This window comes from Rhodothermaceae bacterium, assembly GCA_009838195.1.
GTDB lineage: Bacteria > Bacteroidota > Rhodothermia > Rhodothermales > Bin80 > Bin80.
Genome location: VXSC01000002.1, coordinates 40,279 through 62,028, shown reverse-complemented (window position 1 = coordinate 62,028; position 21,750 = coordinate 40,279). Strand labels below are relative to the sequence as shown.

Here is a 21,750-nt window from a genome sequence, read left to right as displayed (position 1 = left end):
GTCTTCATGAAAAACCTTTTTCGAGTTGTTCTGTCACTGATCATTTCGCTGCCCTGTGTGGCACAGGTGCCGCAGGAATCAGACTATTATCGCATGGTCCGTGTCCCCATTCCCCAAGATATTATGCTTGAAGTCGGGGGAATGTCCTTCACGCCGGACGGGCGTCTCGGTGTCGCAACGCGACGGGGTGAGGTGTGGTTGATTGATAATCCTGTTATGGCAGGTACGTCCTCCCCCCACTACCAACGCTTTGCATATGGTCTACATGAGCCTCTCGGGCTGGCATGGCACGACGGTTCCTTTTACACTTCGCAGAGAAGCGAATTGACCAGACTGGTTGACGCAAATGGCGACGCAGTTGCCGATCAGTATGAAACCGTGTATTCATGGCCTCTGGAAGGCAACTATCATGAATACTCCTATGGCCCGCTCATCCAAAAAGATGGCTCCATGGTCGTTATGCTCAACCTGGGATGGATTGGATATGGTGCCAGCCAATCCAAATGGCGCGGATGGACACTCTCAATTGACCCGAATGGGGAGATGACTCCGATTGCAACGGGGATGCGATCTCCAGCGGGCATGGGGATGAATGTGGCCGGGGACCTGTTCTATGCAGAGAATCAGGGCGACTGGGTGGGGTCAGGATATATCACACATGTCGAGATGGGAGACTTTGTGGGAAATCCGGCTGGACTGCGCTGGACTAGTGAAGAGGACTCTCCTTTATCCCTGAAGCCTGACGAGATCCCTGATACCGGCCAGCCTCTCTTCGAGGTTGCCAAAGAAATTGATGCATTCAAGCCACCAGCGGTGTGGTTTCCACACACGATTCTGGGCATATCTACATCGGATATTGTCCCGGATACGACCGACGGAAAGTTTGGCCCCTTTGCCGGACAGTTATTTGTGGGTGACCAAGGACACAGTAAAATCACAAGAGTATTTTTGGAAAAAGTCCAGGGAATATACCAGGGCGCTGCGATCCCCTTTCGGGAAGGATTTGCGTCTGGAGTATTGCGTATGGCCTGGGATCCAGAAGGGGGAATGATGGTCGGGCAAACCAGCCGTGGCTGGGGGGCTACTGGCAAAGAACCCTATGCGCTCGAACGACTCGTATGGACTGGGAAGATTCCATTCGAAATGCACAGTGTCCGCGCCATGCCAGATGGATTTTTGATTACTCTGACCAAGCCTGCGGATGGACCCTCGGCGGCCATTTTGGACAACTATTCTGTCGAGAGCTTTACCTACAAGTATCATTCAAATTATGGAAGTCCTCCGATTAACATTACGACGCATCAGGTAAAAGCAGCTCTCGTGTCAGAAGATCGCTTGGAAATTCGCCTAGTTCTGGATGGTTTACGTGAGGGATATATCTACTCGATTAACGCCGAAGGCCTTCATTCAGGGAATGGGGATCCTCTCCTACATTCTACCGCATTCTATACGATGAATCGGCTCCCCGAGGGAGCATCACTGCAAATAGAGCCCGACCAAACCACAGACACTGCACAACCTGACCTCAGTGGCGCCCAGCCATCTGAAAGTGAGCCGAACGTGCGTCTCTCCGTGGGCACACTGCCAAACTTGCAATTCAGCCAGACCGAATTTACCGTTCCTGCGGGAAGTACGATTGCGCTGACGTTCAATAATGATGACGATATGTTGCACAACTTGGTGGTGGTTGAGAGTGACGCGACTGATGAGGTCGTAATGGCTGCCATGCAACTGGGCCTCAGAGGGCACGAAATGCAATATGTCCCCAACTCGGATGCCGTAATTGCACATACTGGTCTACTTGAGCCGGGAATATCTGAGACGATCATATTTCGCGTTCCAGATGAGGCTGGGCAATACTCGTTCGTCTGCACCTTCCCAGGCCATGCAACGACGATGCGTGGGATAATTCAAGTTGTGGCCAACTAACACCTGAAGCTTGTCCTTCTCTCGGTGGGTAGCGGGCGCGTTAGGGAACAGCCTCTGCGGAACGGTTCTTCCACTTTGGCTAAATGACCCTATCTCTACCCAAAAGCGTTCTGGCTAACTCTATGTCCATTATCTTTCCTTTGCTCTCATCCATAGCCCCTTGGTTCGCAAACCGTGAAGAGTCAACGCCTGCTACTATTGATTTTATTGTCCATGTGGACCAATGCCACCTTCGGACAAACTGCAAGCATTCGGGGGTTTGTGACTGATGCAGACGATCTGGAGGCTCTTGCAGGTGTAAGTGTGGTTCTGGAGAGTGATACTGGAGGATTGCGCGGCGGCGTGACCGATAGTGACGGTATCTATAACCTTACACGAATTGCACCTGGCACGTATGTACTTCGGTTTTCGTTTGTCGGTTACATTGCATGGTCAGACACGCTTGTATTCCGGGCAGGACAAAGACTCAACCTCAATGTCGCTTTGCAGTCCACACCAGGAGTACTGGAAGAGATGGTTGTGGAGGCCGAGGTCGAGACCGGAGCTGCCCAGGTAACCGCTGGACTCCAAACGATCAGCCCCAGGGATATGGATTTGCTCCCGACACCCGATGTGTCTGGAGATCTGGCCAGTTTCCTGACTACACTTCCTGGAGTGGTCACACTAGGGGACCGGGGCGGTCAGTACTATATTCGAGGAGGTGAACCCTCCCACAATATGACACTGATTGATGGGATGCAAGTGTATCAACCTTATCACATCCTCGGATTCTACTCAGCCTTCCCCTCTGACATCATTCACCGGGCCGACATCCATACAGCCGGATACGGAGCTCCGTTCACTGGACGCATCTCATCGGTAATTGACATCAAATCTCGCAATGGAGATAAGCGCAACTACACTGGTGCCGCTTCCATCGCTCCTTTCGTCAGCTCTGCCCAAATCGAAGGGCCGCTGATTTACAACAAACTTTCTTTTCTGGCTTCAGCACGACAATCGGTTGTCAAGCAAATTGCCCAACACTACGTTGCTCAGGATATGCCTTACACATTCGGGGATGCATTCCTGAAAGTGCATGGGCAAGTCGGTTCCAACAGCCAACTTTCGATCAGCGGAATTTACACGAATGATCGGGGAACGATTGGGCTCGAAGCTGAAGATCGAATTCTCGAAGAAGTGAGCTGGCACAATGCAGCAGTCGGTATGCGCTATGTCGTTCTCCCTAGAGCACTCCCTTTCGTTGCAGAAATCCAACTTTCCTACTCATTCCTGAAGACCAATCAAGGGCCGACCAAAGACCCGGTTCGCTGGTCCAGAATCTCTGGATTCCAATATGCCGTCCATATGAACAGCTTCTACGAAAGGACCCAATGGAAGTGGGGACTCTATTGGCGTTCCCCGCAGGTCACGGCACACCTGGGTGGACTGTTTCAGGACTTGGACGTTGGTATGAGTCGGCGCCATAAGACCGGGATTTATCTTGAGCCGGATTTCTATATCACCTCCAAGCTCAGAGCCCGCTTGACTGCAATCGCAGAATTATTCCCGGGACAACTGGCTGGGCGCAGTAACCTGGAGGCCCGTTTTCGGGCGATCTGGCAACACAGAGAGCATGAGGTGAGTCTGGGGGCCGGCTGGTATCATCAGGAAATTTTTGGATTGAGCGACCGGCGAGACGCCACCAATATCTTTACCTCTTGGCGCAGTGCACCTGTCGAAGATCTGTCCCGGTCAATTCATGCACTTGCCGGTTACCGAACCAGCCCCTACCCATGGCTTGAATTGTCGGTGGAAACCTATTACAAACAGTTGCAAGATCTATTTATTGCCGAATGGACTGCATTCCCCCGATTCACCTCCCTCCTACAGCGAGCTGATGGGCGGGCAATGGGAGTCGAGATGCGAGCCGAAATCCGCCGCCAAAAAATCTACGGATATATCAACTATGGCCTTTCCAGCGTACGCTACACCTCAAAGCAGCCTTCAGTTGAATTATGGTTCGGCACTGAAGATCTTGATTTTCGGCCCCCTCATGACCGGCGGCATCAACTGAACGTCGTTGCAACCACTCGGATTGCAAACTATGACCTCAGTGCACGATGGAATTTTGGTAGTGGCCGACCCTTTAATCATGTGTATGGATTTGATGGATTCCTTCTACTTGACCGCGTCAAGGATCTTTTTACAGCACCCGACAATCAGCGCGTCATCTATGGCCGCCCTTTCCGTGGTCTACTTCCCACGTATCACCGATTAGATCTGTCCATTGAGCGTGAATTTACCTTTGATGCGTTCATGCTCACCGCACAGGTCGGAGTGATTAACGCCTATAACCGACGCAATCTCTTTGCTCTGGATCTCTTTACAGCCGCCCGTAACTACCAGTTACCTATTGTACCGATTGCCGGCCTCAAAATTGACCTCGACTGACCATGTACAAGTATCTGGCCTTCGTGGGAATCACCTTTTTGCTTTTTTCGGCCTGTTCGGAAACCGTCGAAACACGCCTACAGCTTGAATACCCATTCTCTGTCTTCGGAATCATCAACCCGAAAGCCGATACACATGCTGTGAGAATCTTTGAGATCAAACAAAATATTGCACTCGTACGCCCAGACCCGATCGATGCAAATGTGACAACCACACAGATTCAAAGTGGAGAAGTGTATACATGGCGCGATTCTGTGGTTCAACTTGAGGATGGCGATTACCGACACGTCTACTGGTCGGAATTCAAGGCATCTATGGGAGAGACGTACCACTTAAAAGTCACACGCTCCGATGGAGCGGAAACCGAAGCCATTACCACTGTCCCGCCCCCGGTGAATCTCACGGTTCTGGAACCGGATACCCTGAGGCCCGGTCAGGCAATCATGCCACTGTTCATTGAGGGCTCCCCTCCCACGCTTCCCCGCATAGATGTTGAGTATGTTCTGGTCGGATTTGATGAGGACGGGAGTAACCCAATCTTCAGGCCGGTGATTTTCAATTACGCAGGCCTGGCAACGCCCGAGGTGGGTGGATTTATCTTAAACATTGATCTTCGGGAAGATTACCTGGATATCTATCAATTATTTGACCGGGATGATAGCGTCTCCCCCGCTATCATTGACCTCCGGGGAATTAACGTCACAGTCCATGTAGGGGACAGTCAATGGATCTCGCCCGTAGGCTTCTTTGATGAGAATTTTCTGGTAGAACCGGGATCATTTTCCAATGTGGTCAATGGGTTTGGATACTTTGGGAGTGGCTATACGGAATCCACCTCATTCCGACCTCCACTTGCGCTGATCCGACGCGCAGGATTTCATGTTCCATGATGGAGGAAAAAATGACTGAATCGTCCATTCCTCTTTTTGATGCGCATTTGGACCTGGCATGGAATGCCCTCTCTTTTAATCGGGATCTCACACTTCCTCTGAGCGATTTATGTGATTCCGATGCACGCTATGGGGATGGTCCTTTCCGTGGACACTGTGCGATTTCACTGGAAGAGCTTGCGGCCGCGAGCCTGCGTGTTTGTGTAGCTACTCTACTGGCACGAAGCGGACCCACCAACGCCCCACCGAATGTACTCAGGAGGGATCTGGATTATGCCCATCCTCCCATTGCCCATGCACATGCTCACGGGCAGCTTGCATACTACAGGTGGCTGGAGCGCTCGAAACAGGCATGGATCATCCGAACGGCCAGCGATCTAAAAAACCATTGGGATCACCCCGAGGCCTTGGGGCTGATTGTCAGCTTCGAGGGATGTGACCCCATCCTGGATATAGAAGATCTTCATCGCTGGTATGACCTAGGAGTTCGCGCAGCAGGGTTAACTCATTACGGCAAAGGACAATATGCTGCTGGTACAGATGCCGATGGAGGATTAACGCCCAAGGGACGTGACCTCTTGCGGGAGTTTGAATCCCTTGGCATTATCCTGGACATAACTCATTTAAGTGATGAAAGTATGTCCGATGCCATGGAATGCTATCACGGGCCATTATTGGCCAGTCATCATAATTGCCGTACCCTCGTCCCCGGGCAGCGGCAACTTTCCGATCAACAGATCCGTGACCTGATTGACCGGGATGCCGTCATCGGGATCGCATTTGATGCGTGGATGCTGTACCCTGACTGGATAAGGGGAGAGACGGATCGTTCTGTTGTAAACCTTAATGCAGCGATAGATCATATTGACCATATCTGTGATCTGGCAGGAGACACCAAACACATTGCGATTGGCAGTGACCTGGATGGGGGATTTGGCACAAATCAGACACCTACCGGATTGGATCGATACTCAAACCTTCAGCTCGTTTCTGGCCTGCTTTCTGCACGCGGCTATTCCCCCGTCGATGTAAATAATATCTTCTATGATAATTGGCTTGATTTTTTTCATCGTTCTTTACCTCAAAACCATGACTAACCCCATCGAACGCCTGGAATCACTTGGCTACCCGATTGACGATGTGCCGAGTCCTGGAGGACTCTACACGCCGGTAACTTTAATTGGCTCAATTGCCTACGTTTCAGGGGCAGTACCAGTAACTCAGGGACACCTGAAATACGCAGGAAAGGTCCCATCCGACGTAGATCTTCCGACTGCACAAGAGGCCGCCGCACTCTGCGTGGCCAATAATCTCCGGATGTTCCACCAGGAGGGGGGCTCTCTTGAGCGTATCCTTCGTGTTCTTCGACTGACCGGCTATGTCAATTCCGATCCTCACTTCACGGATCAGCACCTGGTCATTAACGGGGCATCTCAACTTCTCAAAGATGTATTCGGCGACTTGGGAATCGGTGCTCGCTCCGCCGTGGGGGTAGCCCAGCTACCACTAGGGAGCGCAGTAGAAACTGAGCTCATTTTGGAGATTCGCTCATAGGGATGCCTTCAGCCTTTCGGCGTGCACGACGGGAAGCTCTCCACATTCTTGTGGCATGGGGCATCTGCATGATCTGGACCATCGGATACTGTGCATTCTTTGCCTATGGATCCGGGGATATCAGTCTGCTGTGGGGGATGCCACAATGGGTGGTGTTTGGGATTGCCCTCCCCTGGGTCATTGCCACGCTCTATAGCCTCTGGTTCGCCCTGTTCTACATGAAGGCGGAGGACCCATGAGTGGCAGCGTCAACTCTTCACTCATTGCATTCATCTGCTATACTGCGGTCGTATTAGGTCTGGCGGTCATCTCCAATTATGCCTTCAGACGACGGGCGTTTCTTAGTGAGTATTTTTTAGGAAGCCGCGGCCTGGGTGTCATTGCACTCACCTTAACCTTCGGAGCCACCAGTGCCTCTGCAGGCTCTTTTGCAGGATTCCCCTCCCTTATTTACGCCCATGGATGGACGTTGGCGCTCTGGATCGCCAGTTACATGATCTTCCCGCTCTGTACTATGGGGTTTTTAGGAAAACGGCTTAGCCTTGTATCACAGCGAACCGGAGCAATCACGGTTCCAGATGTGCTCCGTATACGCTTTGAGAGCCGTACACTGGCATTGATGAGTACTTTGCTCTTGGCCATCCTCTTGTGCGTGTATCTCGTACCTCAGTTCACGCTTGCTGCACTCATTATGCAACAGCTATTGGGTAGCTCTCCGTTTTATCAGGAGGCCGCTCTGCAGCTTCAAAATATGATACCCGAGCTGATTCCAGTGAACACCAATGCAGAATATGTACTTGGGCTACTCGTATTTGCAATTTTGGTGATCGCCTACACCACGTTTGGAGGGTTTAGAGCCGTGGTCTGGACCGATATCCTGCAAGGGTTTGTCATGCTTCTTGGAGTCCTTTTAATGCTGGTCTTTGCGTTGGTGCAGGTGGGAGGTCTACGCAATGCCTCATCCGAAATGGCGTCCATGCAACCGCCTCGATTGGGCACTGCATTCTTTACAATTGGCGACTCAGACCCGCTGAAAGACATCAGAATTGATTCGGAAACATGGTTTATGGACGATGGACGGTTGTTTCGAACGAACGAGGCAACGGTAATTTCTGTGGGGAGTCAAGAATCCACACCGGTGAAAGTGACACAAATCACTACACCGCAGGAAATCAGCCGAATCCTGGAAAAAGGGATACCTGAATTAACCGTGATCCCCGTTGTACACCCGCTTTCGTCCTATGCAAGAGGAGATGGAGAAACGGGCACGTATATGCAGCCACCTGGACCGAGCCCGTCAGATCCGAATGGATTTTTGCCTCTTGGTCTGGCCGTATCCTTCTTCGTCTTTTGGGCACTCGCGGGTACGGGACAGCCTGGCAACATGGTGCGACTGATGGCCTTTACAGGTACGCGTACATTGCGCCGCGCGATTGCATCGCTGGCAGTGTATTTCTCGCTGATCTATTTCCCCCTGATTATCATCTTTTGCTGTGCACGCATCCTTGCTCCCGGACTCGACCATACACCGGACCGAATTATGCCCGTGATGGCTTACCTGCTCTCGGATGGAGCCGGAATTCCATGGATGGCGGGCATTCTTATTGCTGCTCCATTTGCTGCTGCCATGAGTACGGTTGACAGCTTTATCCTGATGATCAGTTCCAGTATTGTCCGCGATGTGTACCAGCAATCTATCCACCCCGCTGCTACGGAACGCATGCTGAAATTGCTCAGTTATGGTACCACTGTCCTGGTTGGCCTGCTGGCAACCATTGGAGCTCTGTATCCACCGCAATTTTTGCAGTATATCATTGTTTTCACTGGAGGTGGCCTGGCCGTTGCCTTCCTCGCCCCTGTAGCACTGGGCCTCTATTGGCCCCGCTTTAATAAAATGGGAGCAATCACATCCATGGCATCTGGGACTCTCGCTTATGTTTCTCTGTACGTAATTGGCTTTGTCTTTCTTGGCGAAATCAGTCCCATCCGTCCTTTGGGGCTGGACCCACTCATCTGGGGTTTTCTTGCGTCTCTCGTAGCTGGTGGTTTTGGAACTTATGCCGGCCCCCCAAACTCAAAGCCTGTCTTGCAAAAGTTTTTTGGAGTGCATGACAGAGTTGGATCCTGACGGAGACTGCGTAGTTTCGAAAGAGGCTGAGATTGGGTAGTGTTTACGGATCGAACTTTGGAGGCTGAGTGCGGCTAATCCGAGACAATGCAGTTCAATTATAGGATACTTACCTGCTTACTGGGTATTTGTGCGATAGCACCACTCGCAGACTCCCAGCCGCTTCGTTGTGCAGACATCTCTATGCTGGATGAATTAGAGACGGGTGGTGCCGTGTACACATCCCAGAATCTTGCGGGAGATGCCCTCCATATTCTACAGGAGAACGGCCTGAACAGTATTCGGTTGAGACTCTTCCATACGCCAACCGAACGACGCGACGGCCTGCCGGACGTGTTGGAACTTGCACGCAGAGGGCATGATCTTAATTTGAAAATCATCCTCAATCTGCATTACTCGGACACGTGGGCCGATCCAGGCACACAGCAAAAACCATCTGCATGGTCCCAGCTTTCGGAGAGCGCACTGCGTGACAGTGTCTATGCACACACCTATCGAGCTATCCAGGCCCTGAGCGAACAAGGCACGCCACCGATCATCGTCCAGACCGGTAACGAAATCACAACCGGCATGCTATGGAATACCGGGCGCGTTGGTGGATCATTTGATGTTCTGGAGCAATGGGCTAAACTGGCCGGGTTACTTAGCTCGGCAGCAAAAGCCGTACGGGATGCCAGTTCTGCTCTGGTAATGCTGCACATTGACCGGGGAGGCGACCTCGAAGGGGCCCATTGGTTCTTCGGTAACCTCGCGCCCTATGAACTTGATTACGACCTGATTGGTATCTCATACTATCCATTCTGGCATGGCCCGCTTGACCAGTTTTCCGAGGTTATTCGGGAATTGGAAAGCCGTTACAGCAAACCTGTTATGCTTATCGAAACCGCATATCCGTGGACGCTTGCCTGGAACGATAACACACATAACGGTGTCGGTCTGCCCGAGCATGTGTTGCCCGGCTATCCTGCTACTCCAGATGGGCAAGCCGCCTTCATCAGAAGGCTATGGGAACATGTATCTTCGGGCATTTGCTACTGGGCGCCTGAATACATTGCTGCCCCCAACTTCGGCTCTCCCTGGGAAAACCTCGCATTATTCGATTTTAAGGGTGAGGTACTTCCCGGAGCAAGCGCTCTGGGAGCAAGTACTCCTACACAATCTGAAGTTCCAGAATCCCCCTATGCATTGAGTCTGTTTCCCAATCCCGCCCGAATTGGCGAGAGTGCGGTGAATATTCAATTGGCAACCCCATCATGCGGGATTATTGAGATCTATAACCAGTTGGGACAACGCGTTCGGACACAAGAGGCTTTATGCCAGAACAGTGCTATCCTTTCGGTGTCTGGACTCCCCTCTGGGATGTACTGGGTACGTACTCCCGAAATGCAAACCCTCCCCTTATTCCTTATCCCATAGTCTGGTCGCACGTCCTCTCTTTTTTTAATACATCACTCAAGGGTCAGCAATGGTCCTGCCGAAAGCCTGATTTCTTGATCTCTATGTGTTTGAGACGAGGCTACAGTGGTGTTTACGGACAAATCAGTAACTTTGCAAAAAAATTGGAGTAATGGACACGCTGCCTGCAGCCCTTTTGAGATGGCAACAGGTCTCAATTTCACTGAGTTCGTAAAATGCTCCCTGCTGGAAACAAGCAGGTAAAAATGAAAAATTCAGTCCAGGTTTTTGTTACTGACGATCATTATGACCGATTAAAATCTCCTTATCTGCAGGGATAGACATAGCCAGTAAGTTTGACCAAAATTATAGTCTTCAATTACCGTTTTTATAGACAGCAGGGGGAATGAGCAGAGGTATAGATGTTGATTTTCGAAAATTAGTTAATTCCAATCCTGGGAATTGCTCTCTCAGGGAATACCAGTATATCGGAGAGCTGATTGATTCGCTTTCTCCGGGCAATGTTCTGGTATTTGGTCTTGGCAATGACTCTCCGTACTGGATGGATATTAATTCTGGAGGTCAAACTTTATTCCTAGAGGACAGTGCTCACTGGGTTCAAAAGGTGAAATCAGAAAACCCGGGCATTTCGGTAGAAGAAATAGAATACACGACCAAGCGGAGGCAGTGGAGAAGGATTATTGATCAGCCAGATAAACTCCAGTTAGTCCTGCCTGAAACCGTTCTTGACACCTTTTGGGACGTGATTTTCATCGACGCTCCAAGAGGAAATAAAGGCCGATATCCTGGACGAATGCAGAGCATCTTCTCTGCTTCCAATTTAGACTACAAACACATCATAGCGCACGATTGCAATCGGAAGGTAGAGAGGGTTTATTTCCAGAAATTTATCGGTCAGCCAACCCACGTAGTCGATAAATTATTCCACAAGGTGGGTTAGCCCCTGTCTGGCAGCGATTGCACTGATGCGCCCGGTGATCTGGTGCGCAGTTTCCACAAGAGACAGATCCATTCCTCCATAATGCCAGGAAAACCACTTTTATCGAATTCGTACAAAGCGACCGACTTGCACGGTTCTTCCCAAGGGTAAGTCTGCAACCAAACGGTACAAGTAAAGTCCTGCAGGCAGCGATCCACCATTTAGCTCTATGGTCTTTGACCATCCGGCAGCGATACGATTCTCAGGAACCGTGAACAAACGCCTTCCAATCACATCTATTACCTCTACCTGTACACGCGCATCCTGGGGGAGATCAAAGGCCAACTGAGTTGCCGATCGAAAGGGATTTGGGAAGTTACCCAGAGCCTTGAAGACTTCCGGTAAAGACTCTCCTTCAACAGAGACCGGAGAGTAGACACTAATCTGAAACAGCAGGCTGTCCGTGGATCCCCCTGCATCCGTAGCTTTGTAAGTATACTCTATGGGAGAGGAGGTAATTATTGTTGGGGTTCCACTGAGCGTGCGGGTTGACATGTCAAATTCCAATCCTGCAGGTAAAGATGGGGTCAATGTATACTTGATTGGAGCGACCCCATTGGTGGCTTCTGGCAAGACCAGAGGTGCGATGGGTTTTGACCGGGCATAGCGCTGATCATCGATACTTTCCGCAAACTCCAACACCGAGCACACGGCCCCCTTGACGTCCGAAATACTCTTCAGCCATGCCTGGAATTCATCATCCTGCGGCGCACACAGATTTTGCCCGTCAAACCAAACAGCTTTTAGGCTGTCCAGTTGCAAAAAACTCCTTGGGAGTCTGCCTACCAGTGTGTTGTGTGACAGCTTCAGTGAGTCCAGTTGGGAAAGATTTCCAAGTTCGGATGGAATCATCCCTGAGAGTGAGTTGTGGCTTAGATCCAAGACCTGGAGATCAGAAAGATTGCCCAGTTCCGGAGGAATGGAACCCGTTAATAAATTCTCTCCTAAGTCTAGCCATATCAACCTAGAGAGACTCCCGAGTTCTGGAGGAATGGAGCCAGTTAGTGTATTTTCCCCCAGACCAATCCACTCCAACTTATAGAGATTTCCCAACTCGGACGGAATCGAACCCGTGAACTCGTTTTTATCTAGATCCAGACTTTCCAGGTTCACCAAATTTCCTAGTGAGGAAGGTATCGGACCCGAAAAAGAATTCTCGTACAGGTTCAGCCATTCCAACTTCGTGAGCTCACCGAATTCAGATGGAATCGTGCCAGAGATAGAATTGTATGCCAAAATCAGGCTGCGCAGCTCGGAAAAACGGTTCAATCCATCTGGAATTGGCCCAGAGAGAAAATTGTCAGCTAAATCAAGTACTTGTAACTCAGAGAGACCCACCAACTCGGGTGGCAGTATCCCCGTAAGATTGTTCAGAGACAAGCGCAGGCTGTACATCCAACCTTCAAGCATCAATATCCCATGCCACTGAGCCAGTTCTTGCTCACTCGGAGTATTCGTAAGATCCCAGTTTTCACTATTGTGCCACTGATCCCCACCCGTCGCAGTGTATAATGCACTTAGGCTCTGATGAATGGCATCAAGAGAACGGTTCACCCGAAATGAGAGCATATCCGATATATCGTCCGTATCCTCTGCCCGAACGCGCACATAGAAACGAACTCGCCGATTCAGATATGCATCTGCGTCCACACGAAACTGAAATGTCACCTCCGTTGAATCGCCACCCCCTAAAAAGCCAATATCAGCCTCTGCTTGATGTAATTGAAGAAATGGGTATGGCTCAGTACTTTCCAATTCCACGGTGAACTGCCTTGCATCCGCCAGATGATTGGTAAATACCGCGGTAATCGTAACCTCATCTCCCGAGACAATGACATGATCCCCGTCATTATCTCGCCATGACCATCGTTTCAGGCGTACGCCCGACTTGCTGGTCTCCTGAATCGCCGCGAATGCATTCACAAAACCACGGCCAAGCTGCCCCGCGAATTCGGGATTCACTAAATCAATATTCTCAGCAGAAACCCGAATCTTCTCACGTACTGCATCTGGTGTCATATCTGGAAACTTCGTTTTGACCAATGCAGCTACTCCGGCAACTAAAGGAGATGCCAACGATGTTCCGCTGGTTGTAATGTAGCTGTCGTTGACGCCTGTCGTGACAATTGATACTCCGGGAGCAAACACATCCACCAACTTACCGTAATTCGAAAATGATGCACGCCTCGTGGTTTCTTTTCCTGTTGCACCCACCGAAAGTACCCTGGGATGACGGGCAGGGTATAACCTGAACAGATCAACATCTAGGTCTGAGTTTCCGGCTGAACTAACGATAAGCGACCCCAGATCCGTAGCCAATTGCAAGGTCTGATCTATGAATTGAGCATCCATGTCTGCATCCACACGCCCAATCCAGCTAGTATTGATAATATCTGCTCCGTTCATAGCCGCATAGAGAATCCCGTCATACCCATGGCGAATCCCCAATCCCAATGAATCAGATGCGTTGACATGCATTAACGAAGCATTCCATGACGCACCAGCGACCCCGATAGTATTGTCACTAACGGCACTAGCTGCCCCTGCAGCCGCGGTCCCGTGCCACGAATTACCAAATAAGCCCGGTTGTCTTGTTGGGTCATTATTTGATTGGTCTCCATTCGAAAAGTTAACCCCATGGACATCGTCAATGAATCCGTTTTCATCATCATCAATCCCGTTACCCGGAATCTCGTCGTTATTCGTCCATACATTCGCGCGTAAATCCTGGTGTCGCCATTCTCCTCCACCGTCTACAATGGCAATGATGACCTTAGGCGTCCCCGATTCACTCTTCACTTCATCCCAGGCCTCCGGCAGACGAAGTAGGAGAAGCTCCGACTGTCGTCCAAATTCTGGATCATTGGGATCAGAGAACTCCATGGAGTCCAGCGCATAGATCCGGTTCACTACAACCGGCTCCGCATACACTACCCCTGAGACTGCCGAGAACTCTCGCGCGACGATAACTGGATCCTCTCCTGCATGATAACGCACGTAATACGTGCGGCGAAGTGCAAGTAAATTCCTGCGTGTCTCCGGCGTTGGCAGAACATTATCCAAAAACGGGTACGCGCGCTCAATCGTGTAAACCTCATACATAGAAGCTAAACGATCAAAACCAGCTAATCCTGTCCGACTGGCCTTTGATACAATCTGTGCGGTGGAATCGAACTGCACGACCACTACGCCAGTCTCATACTGGGGCTCTTCCTGAGCTATAGCAACCGGTAAAAACTTTAACAAGCACAGAATCGTGAATGTCCACACGGGCCAATTGCCTACTTGGCTGTCTTCAGCATAGATTTTCTTCCTTGAAGAAAGCGAAAAACAATGCATCCTCATAAAAATGCTAAGGAGACCCATCTCACTTGGTGAGCCCCCGTATCCATGACCCCTGCTCAACCCTCCAGCTATAACTGAGTCTTCGGGTACACCATGTCACCATATCTGTAGTGACATCTTACATGAAAATGCTGATTTCAGTTCGCCTACTTCAATTTCCTCCACACGAATGGGGATAGGAGCAAATCGCAAATCTCTTGGCGTTTTTGCGACCTCTGAGAACTTGGGCTATTTCCTCTCTTTCTGGATCCATCGTTGAGAAATTCCTGAACTATAGTATCTCAACGCGTTGGTGAAGCGTTCAGGCCAGCTGGCCGAGTCTCGCCAGCTGGCCTGACTATTCCATACATCAATCAAACAACCTTGCAAGCAAGATCCTATGATTGCGAATTGGATTACCTCGGATTAAAAATGAAGCATATAGGTCAGACGGATGTCGCGACCCGGCAAGGGTACGATTTCTTTCAGGAGTGATGTATGTGCCCTGGCTAATTTATTTGTTAGGTTCAGTCCCTGCAGAGAAATGCTTTGAACCGTGGAACCGATTACCAAACGGTATCCCATTTTTGCATCTACCATTGTATAGCCGTCCGTTTCATCTTCGGTAATCGCAAACACCCGGTCTTGCTTCGCAATGCGTTCCACAGATAGACCGGTAGAAAAATTATTTAGAGAATATTGCAACGAGGCTCCCAACCGTAACGGTGGTATGCGAGGCAGATTACCTCCTTCAAGCGTCAGCCGACCATTGACATAATCTCCAGTCAACCCCAAAATAAGATTCGAGTCTTCCCTGCGAAATAAATCTACATCTGCTGCTATTTCCATTCCGGTGATCCTGGCTTCAGACTGAGAGGTCTGAAGGACGGGGAGATCACTCTCAATCAATCCTGTCGGCGCAAAATAGATGAAGTTATCTGATTGGTTTATGTATCCAGTCATAGTCAGATTAAACTGACCTGTACGGACATAACTCGAAACCGTAGCATTGTTTGTAACCTCAACTTCAAGATTTTCATTGCCTCTTTCGACGGAACGAATTGCTGCGTGCACCCCATTGAAATAAAGTTCAGCGGTACTAGGATTTTTAGCTGCCCGTGCCAGACTGAGCGAGAGAGTCCATTGTTCACTCACTTCATAATTCAATCCTGCTCCCAAACTCAGAGATGAGAAGGATCTATCTGTCCTATCCACCGCGTCATGAGACAGCCATTGCATGCGTCCACTCATCTCGAGTCTTAGTGCCCCTAAATCGATGCGCTCCATTGCAAAAATGCCCACATCAGTGGTCAACGTCGTGGGGAGGATGGAATGATCTCCGACGGCGTTCAGGGCTAGATCACGTCTCTTTACCTGTATTCCGGCCACCCCTTGCGTTTTGCGATGGAGGGAATGGTCTACCTCAAGGCGTCCTTCCCATTGATTATTCTCGTAGACAATACCGACCATATCTGGACCTGACTCAGCTTGTTCTAGTTCCGAGTGCGTGTAGTCGGTCACGCCAAACCTGAAACGAATTTGCTTGATGGCTGCATCTTCAAAAAAATACCCGCCTTCAATATCATAAGTGACGGAGTTTAGATCCAAGGCTATTGATACTTCTTCCTCGCCCCCATGACCATGTTCATCTTCTTCGTGATCCTCATGGTCGTCATGGTCTTCATGCCCGTCGTCTTCATGTTCTCCATGTCCGTGCATGTGACCACCCGGGACACCGTAATCTGTGTTATGAAAACTGACGGCTGCCCCGATATACCCGCGGTTACCAAGCCAGGACACCCCTAAAGAGCCCCTTGATAGAGATGTTCCCGAATTTTCAATATGGTCTACCAATTGGGGTTCACCCTCTTCGTGCTCATCGTGTTCATCATGTTCTTCGTGTTCACCATGCTCATCGTGTTCGTCATGTTCTTCGTGTTCATCGTGTCCTTCATGAACGCCTTCTGGATTAAACAGCGGTGTGGAGACATCTCCCGTCTCGCGTACTAGGCCACGTGCGCGCCATACAAAATTCCCCAATGCACCTGTCAGGCTACCACCGCCTCCCCGCTCACTAGCCCCCAGTCCACCTCTTCCCATAACCATCCCCTCAATCCGGTTCACCGGCATCTCATTGGGAATATGTCCATCAAGAACATTCACTACCCCGCCGGTGATATTACTTCCGTACAGGAGTGCTGCCGGACCACGAATAATTTCAATTCGCTCGGCATCAAACGCATCTACACCTACGGCATGATCTTCGCTTTGATCACTTACATCACCGACATCTAAACCATGCCGAAGAATTTTTACCCTGCTCGCCGCAACTCCACCAATTATCGGGCGACTAGCTCCGGGGCCGAAATACGTTGATGCCATCCCCGCCTGACTTTTCAAAGATTCTCCCAAACTGATTCCACCTGCTTCAAGGAGATCGTCTCTTGTTAAGACATTTACCGGATTTACCAACTGTGAGCGAGGAAGAGCTATGGGCCCTGCAGAAACAACCATCTCCTCAAGACGCACATGCAATAGAACCTCAATGTCCACTTCGGAAGTTTCTCCAGCAACAACTGTAACGGTTTTTGAATTTCGACCCCAGATCGGGCTTTCAACACGCAAAAGAACCGATCCCGCTGGGACTTCTTCAAATGCGAACTGCCCAGATTCATTGACCCGCTGAGAGTAATTCAACCCAACTAATGTGATCGTGGCATCGGTGACGACTGTCGTGCCATCGGTCACGTAAACGGTACCCTCAATGCGGCCCAAATCCTGGGCGGTTACTGACTGGAATCCTATCATAATTGACACGATTCCGATAAAGAACACCCGTAGCTTTTGCATCAGATTTTGTTTTGTTATGGTTATGTATGTTGCATGTCTACTCCTCACTACTCAAAATCTATTGGGATGCAAGAAATGACATTGGGCCCTTGTACCGTCCAAGGTTCCCGAGCAAAACCATCTCCGAATTCGCTCCTCTGTCGGTAGGTTTCCACGTCAGAGCTGGCCATTTGCTATGGCCCCAAATTGATGTTTAACCTTGCAGCTCTTGCCTTCCCCAAGTTTCCTAAAACTTTTAGGATTATTTGGGCCGTGGACGATGAGATGATTTCAATGGTCCCGCCACGTCTCTCCAATTCCGTGAAGATACCCCGGATGTATCGAGTTGCCGTTTGTGCCGATCCTGCCGGCGTGCAGGTGGATTCTAGGCGGTGGAGGTGGTAAGTTACAGAAGCGCTCATCACCTAGTGCTGAGGCCCCATCGTGATCGTGCTGGGATCACGCCCTCGTTGAAAGCTATTTTCGATAATCCAACGGTGGGGCCCTATCCCCAAGTAGAGGTCGATATTCAAAGTCTGAACCTCTTCTTTGATAAAACTCTTCCCTTGCCGCAAGCAACAATTCCTCATCCAATACGAGATCTATCGCAGTCATCGCTAAAACCTTTGAGGCCAGTACAAGCCCCTTCTTCCCAATACTCATCCCCCCTGCAGCAACAGCTTGCCAGCTATGAGCGGCAGTTCCAGGAACCCAAGTGGCTGTATTGAAACCTGCCGTTGGTGCCATATAGCTTACGTCTCCAACATCTGTAGACCCCTTGGTCGTCCTCGGTGCAAACGGTTGGATTGTAGCCTCTGAGCCTAAAGGAATTGAGGTGGCATCTAAAGTTTTCCGGATTTCTTCGGCAAACTGCTGCTCCTCTGCATCATACGTCACCCCTCCAACAGACTTCATATTGGCTAGAATTGCATGAGATAATACGTCGTTAGGTAACACACTGTGCAAACCATGGATAATCTCATAATCCATGGTTGTACCTGTTCCCAGGGCCGCGCCCTCTGCTGCTTGAACCACTCGTGGAAAGATCTCTTCGAGAGTTTGAGCGAAGGGATGGCGGACGTAGTAATAGACCTCTGCATAGTCTGGGACAACATTAGGGGCAAGTCCTCCGCGTGTAATGACATAGTGGATGCGTGTTTCTTGAGGTACATGTTCCCGGAGCAGGTTGGTCATCATATTCATGGCCTCCACACCATCAAGTGCACTTCTACCCCGCTCAGGGGCTCCCGCCGCGTGTGTAGAGCGTCCATAGAATCTAAATTTTGCTGAACGATTCGCCAGTGTCGTTGCTGGACTGGCATCATTCCGATCACTTGGATGCCAGTGAAGCACTGCATCTACATCGTTGAAAAGTCCTTCTCTAACCAGATATACTTTCCCTGCCCCACCTTCTTCGGCGGGGGTACCATAAAGCCGAATCGTACCGCTCTGCCCGCTGGCTGCCAACCAATCCTTGACTGCTACCGCAGCACCGACAGATGCAGCACCGAATAAATGATGCCCACACGCGTGTCCTGATCCATCACTTACCAATGGCTCTCGAACCGGCGTTGCCTTTTGTGATAATCCCGGCAAGGCATCAAACTCGGCCAGAATAGCAATGACCGGAGTACCACTGCCATACTCTGCCACAAAAGCTGTGGGAATCCCCACAATACCTGATTCAACAGAAAACCCCTCATTCGCGAGTACCTGCTGCAACAAGGCACTACTTTTCTCCTCCTGATATCCCAATTCTGCCCACCCCCATATTTGATGAGCCACATCGAAGTATTCATCGGCTCTGGCATCCAGTTCCTGGGTGATTTTCGCTTTCTGTGCTACTAGGATGCCTGGGAAAAACATCAAAGTGAAAGCGAACAGTAAGAATCTGATTTTCATGTGATTGATCGTTCTTGTTGGTTACCGAGAATTTTCTTCCAGCCAGTTACATACGTTTGGCCAGCTCTGCAAGATAACCGGGATACAGCACCACGGTTGCAATATGCTCTGTCATTTCGAAAACAACCTACTCCAGTGGATCAACCTCCAGCGAGGGACCTTCGATTTCTACGCCGTGTGCCCACTTCGGATCACGACGCGTGCCCCAAGGACAAACTAGATGACGACATACAGCTCAGCAACAATGGCGAGGTGCGATGTCAGAATTCACACGCGTCACCATTGCACCCAAGCTTCGCTTCACCGATCCGGTCTCGGATACCTGGAATGTAGAGAAGGAGCCCGTAGAGAAACAATAGTGGGATCCTAAGGCACACCATGCGTGTGGCGTAGATACCGGTGTACACTTGGCGTCTCTGCTCGTCGACAACTACGATTTCGCCTACCGGAACCTCCCCTAAAGGTGAACGATCCGTTCTCAGGCTCACCGCCCGCAACCAGTCGAGCCGTGCGGTGCGTTTCGCCTGTCGCACACAGTCCGAGCAGCTCGGATTGTAGTGTAAAGAAACTTTCATCGTGACAGCTGGCCGTCCGGTAGGCGAAGCAGATTGGTCATTTTTGCTGACTTCTGAGAATGTTTTCCCAGCCGGTCATATACGTTTTAGCTGGCCATGCAAGATAGCCGGGATACGATTGGCGGGCGTCTTCGACTGCACGCCGATCCAGCACTACAGTTGCAATACGCTCCGTCGTTTCCAATACAACCTCTCCCATTGGATCAACCACTAGAGAGGGGCCTCCCATTTCTACACCGAATTCCGGTCGGGGACGGCATACGGACACCACCCAGGCAGAGGCGGTCAGTGCCATGGCCCTGTACGCGAGGCGCCATCGCTTCCACGAAGATATACTGGTTGCTCGCGGAGCCAGAATCACATGTGCACCTTGCGCGGCGAGAAGTTGAGCTGCGGTGGGTCGATTGGCGTCTGAACAAATCTGGATCCCAACCTTCGCACCCATGAACTCAATGACCTGTGGGGGATCTGCGACAGGCTCGTAGTGGTCACATTCCCAGAATCCTTCTTCATCAGGCAAAACATGTTTCGCTGATGAATCTATGATTGCTCCTTGGGCGCTGATCAGCAATGCAAGGTTAATGCGACGACCATCACGTGTAACCCGGATCAATCCTCCTAACACAGCAATTTCTGCCCTTCGGGCAGCATTGCATTGAATGATTTCCCGCCAGCCACCTGAACTTTCGGCATCCTCTAATCTTGCTTTTTTTGTGGCCGGAGACCACTCATTCAAGGGTAATTCGGGCAAGACGGCCAAGTCCGCCCCCTGACTGCGCGCTGCTTTGAGGCTTGACACTAGCTCATCTTCCGTGCTGAAGACTTCACTGACGAGTGCGAGTGTCAGTGAATCCGATCCGATTTCCATGCTTTATCACCAAGAGCTAGAATTTCTCAATCTTGAAATCCCCGTAACGCTACCCTGAAGTGGCAAAGATCACATAAAAATATGAGGGGATTCACCCGCTTTATGTTACCTCCTTGACCGGGTATCGTCCGATGACTGGATACTGTTCCATGTCGATCACTGAGCCACTGACGGGGCGGGACTGATCACTGAGCCAAAAAACAACGGCTGCGGCAATCGTCTCGGGTGAAACGAGCCCTCCAGATGGAGCTATATCATGTGGTAAACGACTCGGCCAATCCTCGGGTAATCCATCATCCATCTTGATCTGGTATTCGTGCTCGGTCAATACCCATCCCGGATTAACTTGGTTCACCCGAACACCATATTGTACATGGAGACTATCTCCAAGATTGCGCGTCATCGTCATCAATGCACCCTTAGACATGCTGTAGGCGAGTAGTGGCTGCTCTCCGCAGTGTGCATTGATGGATCCGATATTCACAACACTCCCCTTGCTTTTGGCCAAATACTTCAACCCTGCCTTAATGAGCAAGAGTGGAGCCTTTGCATTGACATTCACTACCCGATCAAAAAGCTCAGGCGTTGTCGATTCAATCGTTGACCTCGTCAGGAGTGCAGCATTATTTACGATTCCATGTAAATCTCCATAATGATCGATCGCAGATTTAACAATACGAGACGCAGATTCTGGATCCAGCAAATCGTCGACATGTACCTTGCTGCGCTGCCCCAACATGCTCTGTGTCTCATGCAACCCGGCTTCATTCCGATCCACTAGGAGTATCTGTGCTCCATCTTGAATACAGGCCCGGGCAATGGATCGTCCGATACCACCCGCGGACCCTGTGACGATGAATGTCTTTCCTTGTAACTGCATTATCAATCTAGTTTTGGTATTCTAACCTGGACATGGAACCTACCAT

General features: G+C 50.4%; 15 protein-coding genes. 9 read left to right on the top strand and 6 right to left on the bottom strand.

The genetic code is table 11. The annotated features are described in order from the left end of the window. The first annotated feature begins 6 nt into the window (after window positions 1–6). From F4Y64_00310 to F4Y64_00270, 9 genes are all read left to right on the top strand, one after another. Window positions 7–1,929: an auracyanin family protein gene (locus tag F4Y64_00310; GenBank protein ID MXX96052.1), complete on the top strand. Its 1,923-nt coding sequence runs from the start codon at window positions 7–9 to the stop codon at window positions 1,927–1,929. A 174-nt stretch (window positions 1,930–2,103) separates the two neighbouring features. Continuing rightward, window positions 2,104–4,359, top strand: coding sequence for a TonB-dependent receptor plug domain-containing protein (locus tag F4Y64_00305; protein ID MXX96051.1), 2,256 nt, complete (start codon window positions 2,104–2,106; stop codon window positions 4,357–4,359). A 2-nt stretch (window positions 4,360–4,361) separates the two neighbouring features. Next, window positions 4,362–5,249 (top strand): DUF4249 family protein, encoded by an 888-nt coding sequence (locus F4Y64_00300; protein MXX96050.1) that lies wholly within the window; start codon window positions 4,362–4,364, stop codon window positions 5,247–5,249. Window positions 5,250–5,260: 11 nt separating this feature from the next. Continuing rightward, window positions 5,261–6,346 (top strand): peptidase, encoded by a 1,086-nt coding sequence (locus tag F4Y64_00295; GenBank protein ID MXX96049.1) that lies wholly within the window; start codon window positions 5,261–5,263, stop codon window positions 6,344–6,346. Next, complete coding sequence (locus F4Y64_00290; GenBank protein ID MXX96048.1) at window positions 6,339–6,803, top strand: RidA family protein; 465 nt, start codon at window positions 6,339–6,341, stop codon at window positions 6,801–6,803. Before F4Y64_00295 ends, F4Y64_00290 begins: the two co-directional genes overlap by 8 nt. 2 nt (window positions 6,804–6,805) lie before the next feature. Beyond that, entirely contained in the window at window positions 6,806–7,042 is a 237-nt protein-coding gene (locus tag F4Y64_00285) for a hypothetical protein (protein MXX96047.1), read from the top strand. Beyond that, window positions 7,039–8,931, top strand: coding sequence for a hypothetical protein (locus tag F4Y64_00280; GenBank protein MXX96046.1), 1,893 nt, complete (start codon window positions 7,039–7,041; stop codon window positions 8,929–8,931). Before F4Y64_00285 ends, F4Y64_00280 begins: the two co-directional genes overlap by 4 nt. Window positions 8,932–9,018: 87 nt before the next feature. Then, window positions 9,019–10,347, top strand: coding sequence for a T9SS type A sorting domain-containing protein (locus tag F4Y64_00275; protein ID MXX96045.1), 1,329 nt, complete (start codon window positions 9,019–9,021; stop codon window positions 10,345–10,347). A 385-nt stretch (window positions 10,348–10,732) separates the two neighbouring features. Then, a complete protein-coding gene (locus F4Y64_00270; GenBank protein MXX96044.1) occupies window positions 10,733–11,287 on the top strand; it encodes a hypothetical protein in 555 nt (184 codons plus the stop codon). A gap of 99 nt (window positions 11,288–11,386) precedes the next feature. Here the strand turns inward: F4Y64_00270 and F4Y64_00265 are convergent, their stop codons facing one another. The 6 genes from F4Y64_00265 to F4Y64_00240 form a co-directional block, all read right to left on the bottom strand. Further along, complete coding sequence (locus F4Y64_00265; GenBank protein ID MXX96043.1) at window positions 11,387–14,692, bottom strand: S8 family serine peptidase; 3,306 nt, start codon at window positions 14,690–14,692, stop codon at window positions 11,387–11,389. Between the two features lie 384 nt (window positions 14,693–15,076). After that, window positions 15,077–17,500 carry a TonB-dependent receptor gene (locus F4Y64_00260; protein MXX96042.1) on the bottom strand — a complete coding sequence of 808 codons (2,424 nt, stop codon included), beginning with the start codon at window positions 17,498–17,500 and terminating at the stop codon, window positions 15,077–15,079. Between the two features lie 456 nt (window positions 17,501–17,956). After that, window positions 17,957–19,381 carry an amidohydrolase gene (locus F4Y64_00255; protein ID MXX96041.1) on the bottom strand — a complete coding sequence of 475 codons (1,425 nt, stop codon included), beginning with the start codon at window positions 19,379–19,381 and terminating at the stop codon, window positions 17,957–17,959. Window positions 19,382–19,641: 260 nt separating this feature from the next. Further along, window positions 19,642–19,956, bottom strand: a complete 315-nt coding sequence (locus F4Y64_00250) for a hypothetical protein (GenBank protein MXX96040.1) — start codon at window positions 19,954–19,956, stop codon at window positions 19,642–19,644. 37 nt (window positions 19,957–19,993) lie between these two features. Beyond that, window positions 19,994–20,824: a carbon-nitrogen hydrolase family protein gene (locus F4Y64_00245; protein MXX96039.1), complete on the bottom strand. Its 831-nt coding sequence runs from the start codon at window positions 20,822–20,824 to the stop codon at window positions 19,994–19,996. A gap of 100 nt (window positions 20,825–20,924) precedes the next feature. Further along, a complete protein-coding gene (locus F4Y64_00240; protein ID MXX96038.1) occupies window positions 20,925–21,704 on the bottom strand; it encodes an SDR family oxidoreductase in 780 nt (259 codons plus the stop codon). Window positions 21,705–21,750 lie beyond the last annotated feature (46 nt).

Bases quoted from the DNA above. Each gene is read 5' to 3' on its own strand.
- F4Y64_00310 (MXX96052.1), top strand. From the start codon at position 7: ATGAAAAACCTTTTTCGAGTTGTTCTGTCACTGATCATTTCGCTGCCC.
- F4Y64_00300 (MXX96050.1), top strand. From the start codon at position 4,362: ATGTACAAGTATCTGGCCTTCGTGGGAATCACCTTTTTGCTTTTTTCG.
- F4Y64_00295 (MXX96049.1), top strand. From the start codon at position 5,261: ATGACTGAATCGTCCATTCCTCTTTTTGATGCGCATTTGGACCTGGCA.
- F4Y64_00290 (MXX96048.1), top strand. From the start codon at position 6,339: ATGACTAACCCCATCGAACGCCTGGAATCACTTGGCTACCCGATTGAC.
- F4Y64_00285 (MXX96047.1), top strand. From the start codon at position 6,806: ATGCCTTCAGCCTTTCGGCGTGCACGACGGGAAGCTCTCCACATTCTT.
- F4Y64_00280 (MXX96046.1), top strand. From the start codon at position 7,039: ATGAGTGGCAGCGTCAACTCTTCACTCATTGCATTCATCTGCTATACT.
- F4Y64_00275 (MXX96045.1), top strand. From the start codon at position 9,019: ATGCAGTTCAATTATAGGATACTTACCTGCTTACTGGGTATTTGTGCG.
- F4Y64_00270 (MXX96044.1), top strand. From the start codon at position 10,733: ATGAGCAGAGGTATAGATGTTGATTTTCGAAAATTAGTTAATTCCAAT.
- F4Y64_00265 (MXX96043.1), bottom strand. From the start codon at position 14,692: ATGGGTCTCCTTAGCATTTTTATGAGGATGCATTGTTTTTCGCTTTCT.
- F4Y64_00260 (MXX96042.1), bottom strand. From the start codon at position 17,500: ATGCAAAAGCTACGGGTGTTCTTTATCGGAATCGTGTCAATTATGATA.
- F4Y64_00255 (MXX96041.1), bottom strand. From the start codon at position 19,381: ATGAAAATCAGATTCTTACTGTTCGCTTTCACTTTGATGTTTTTCCCA.
- F4Y64_00250 (MXX96040.1), bottom strand. From the start codon at position 19,956: ATGAAAGTTTCTTTACACTACAATCCGAGCTGCTCGGACTGTGTGCGA.
- F4Y64_00245 (MXX96039.1), bottom strand. From the start codon at position 20,824: ATGGAAATCGGATCGGATTCACTGACACTCGCACTCGTCAGTGAAGTC.
- F4Y64_00240 (MXX96038.1), bottom strand. From the start codon at position 21,704: ATGCAGTTACAAGGAAAGACATTCATCGTCACAGGGTCCGCGGGTGGT.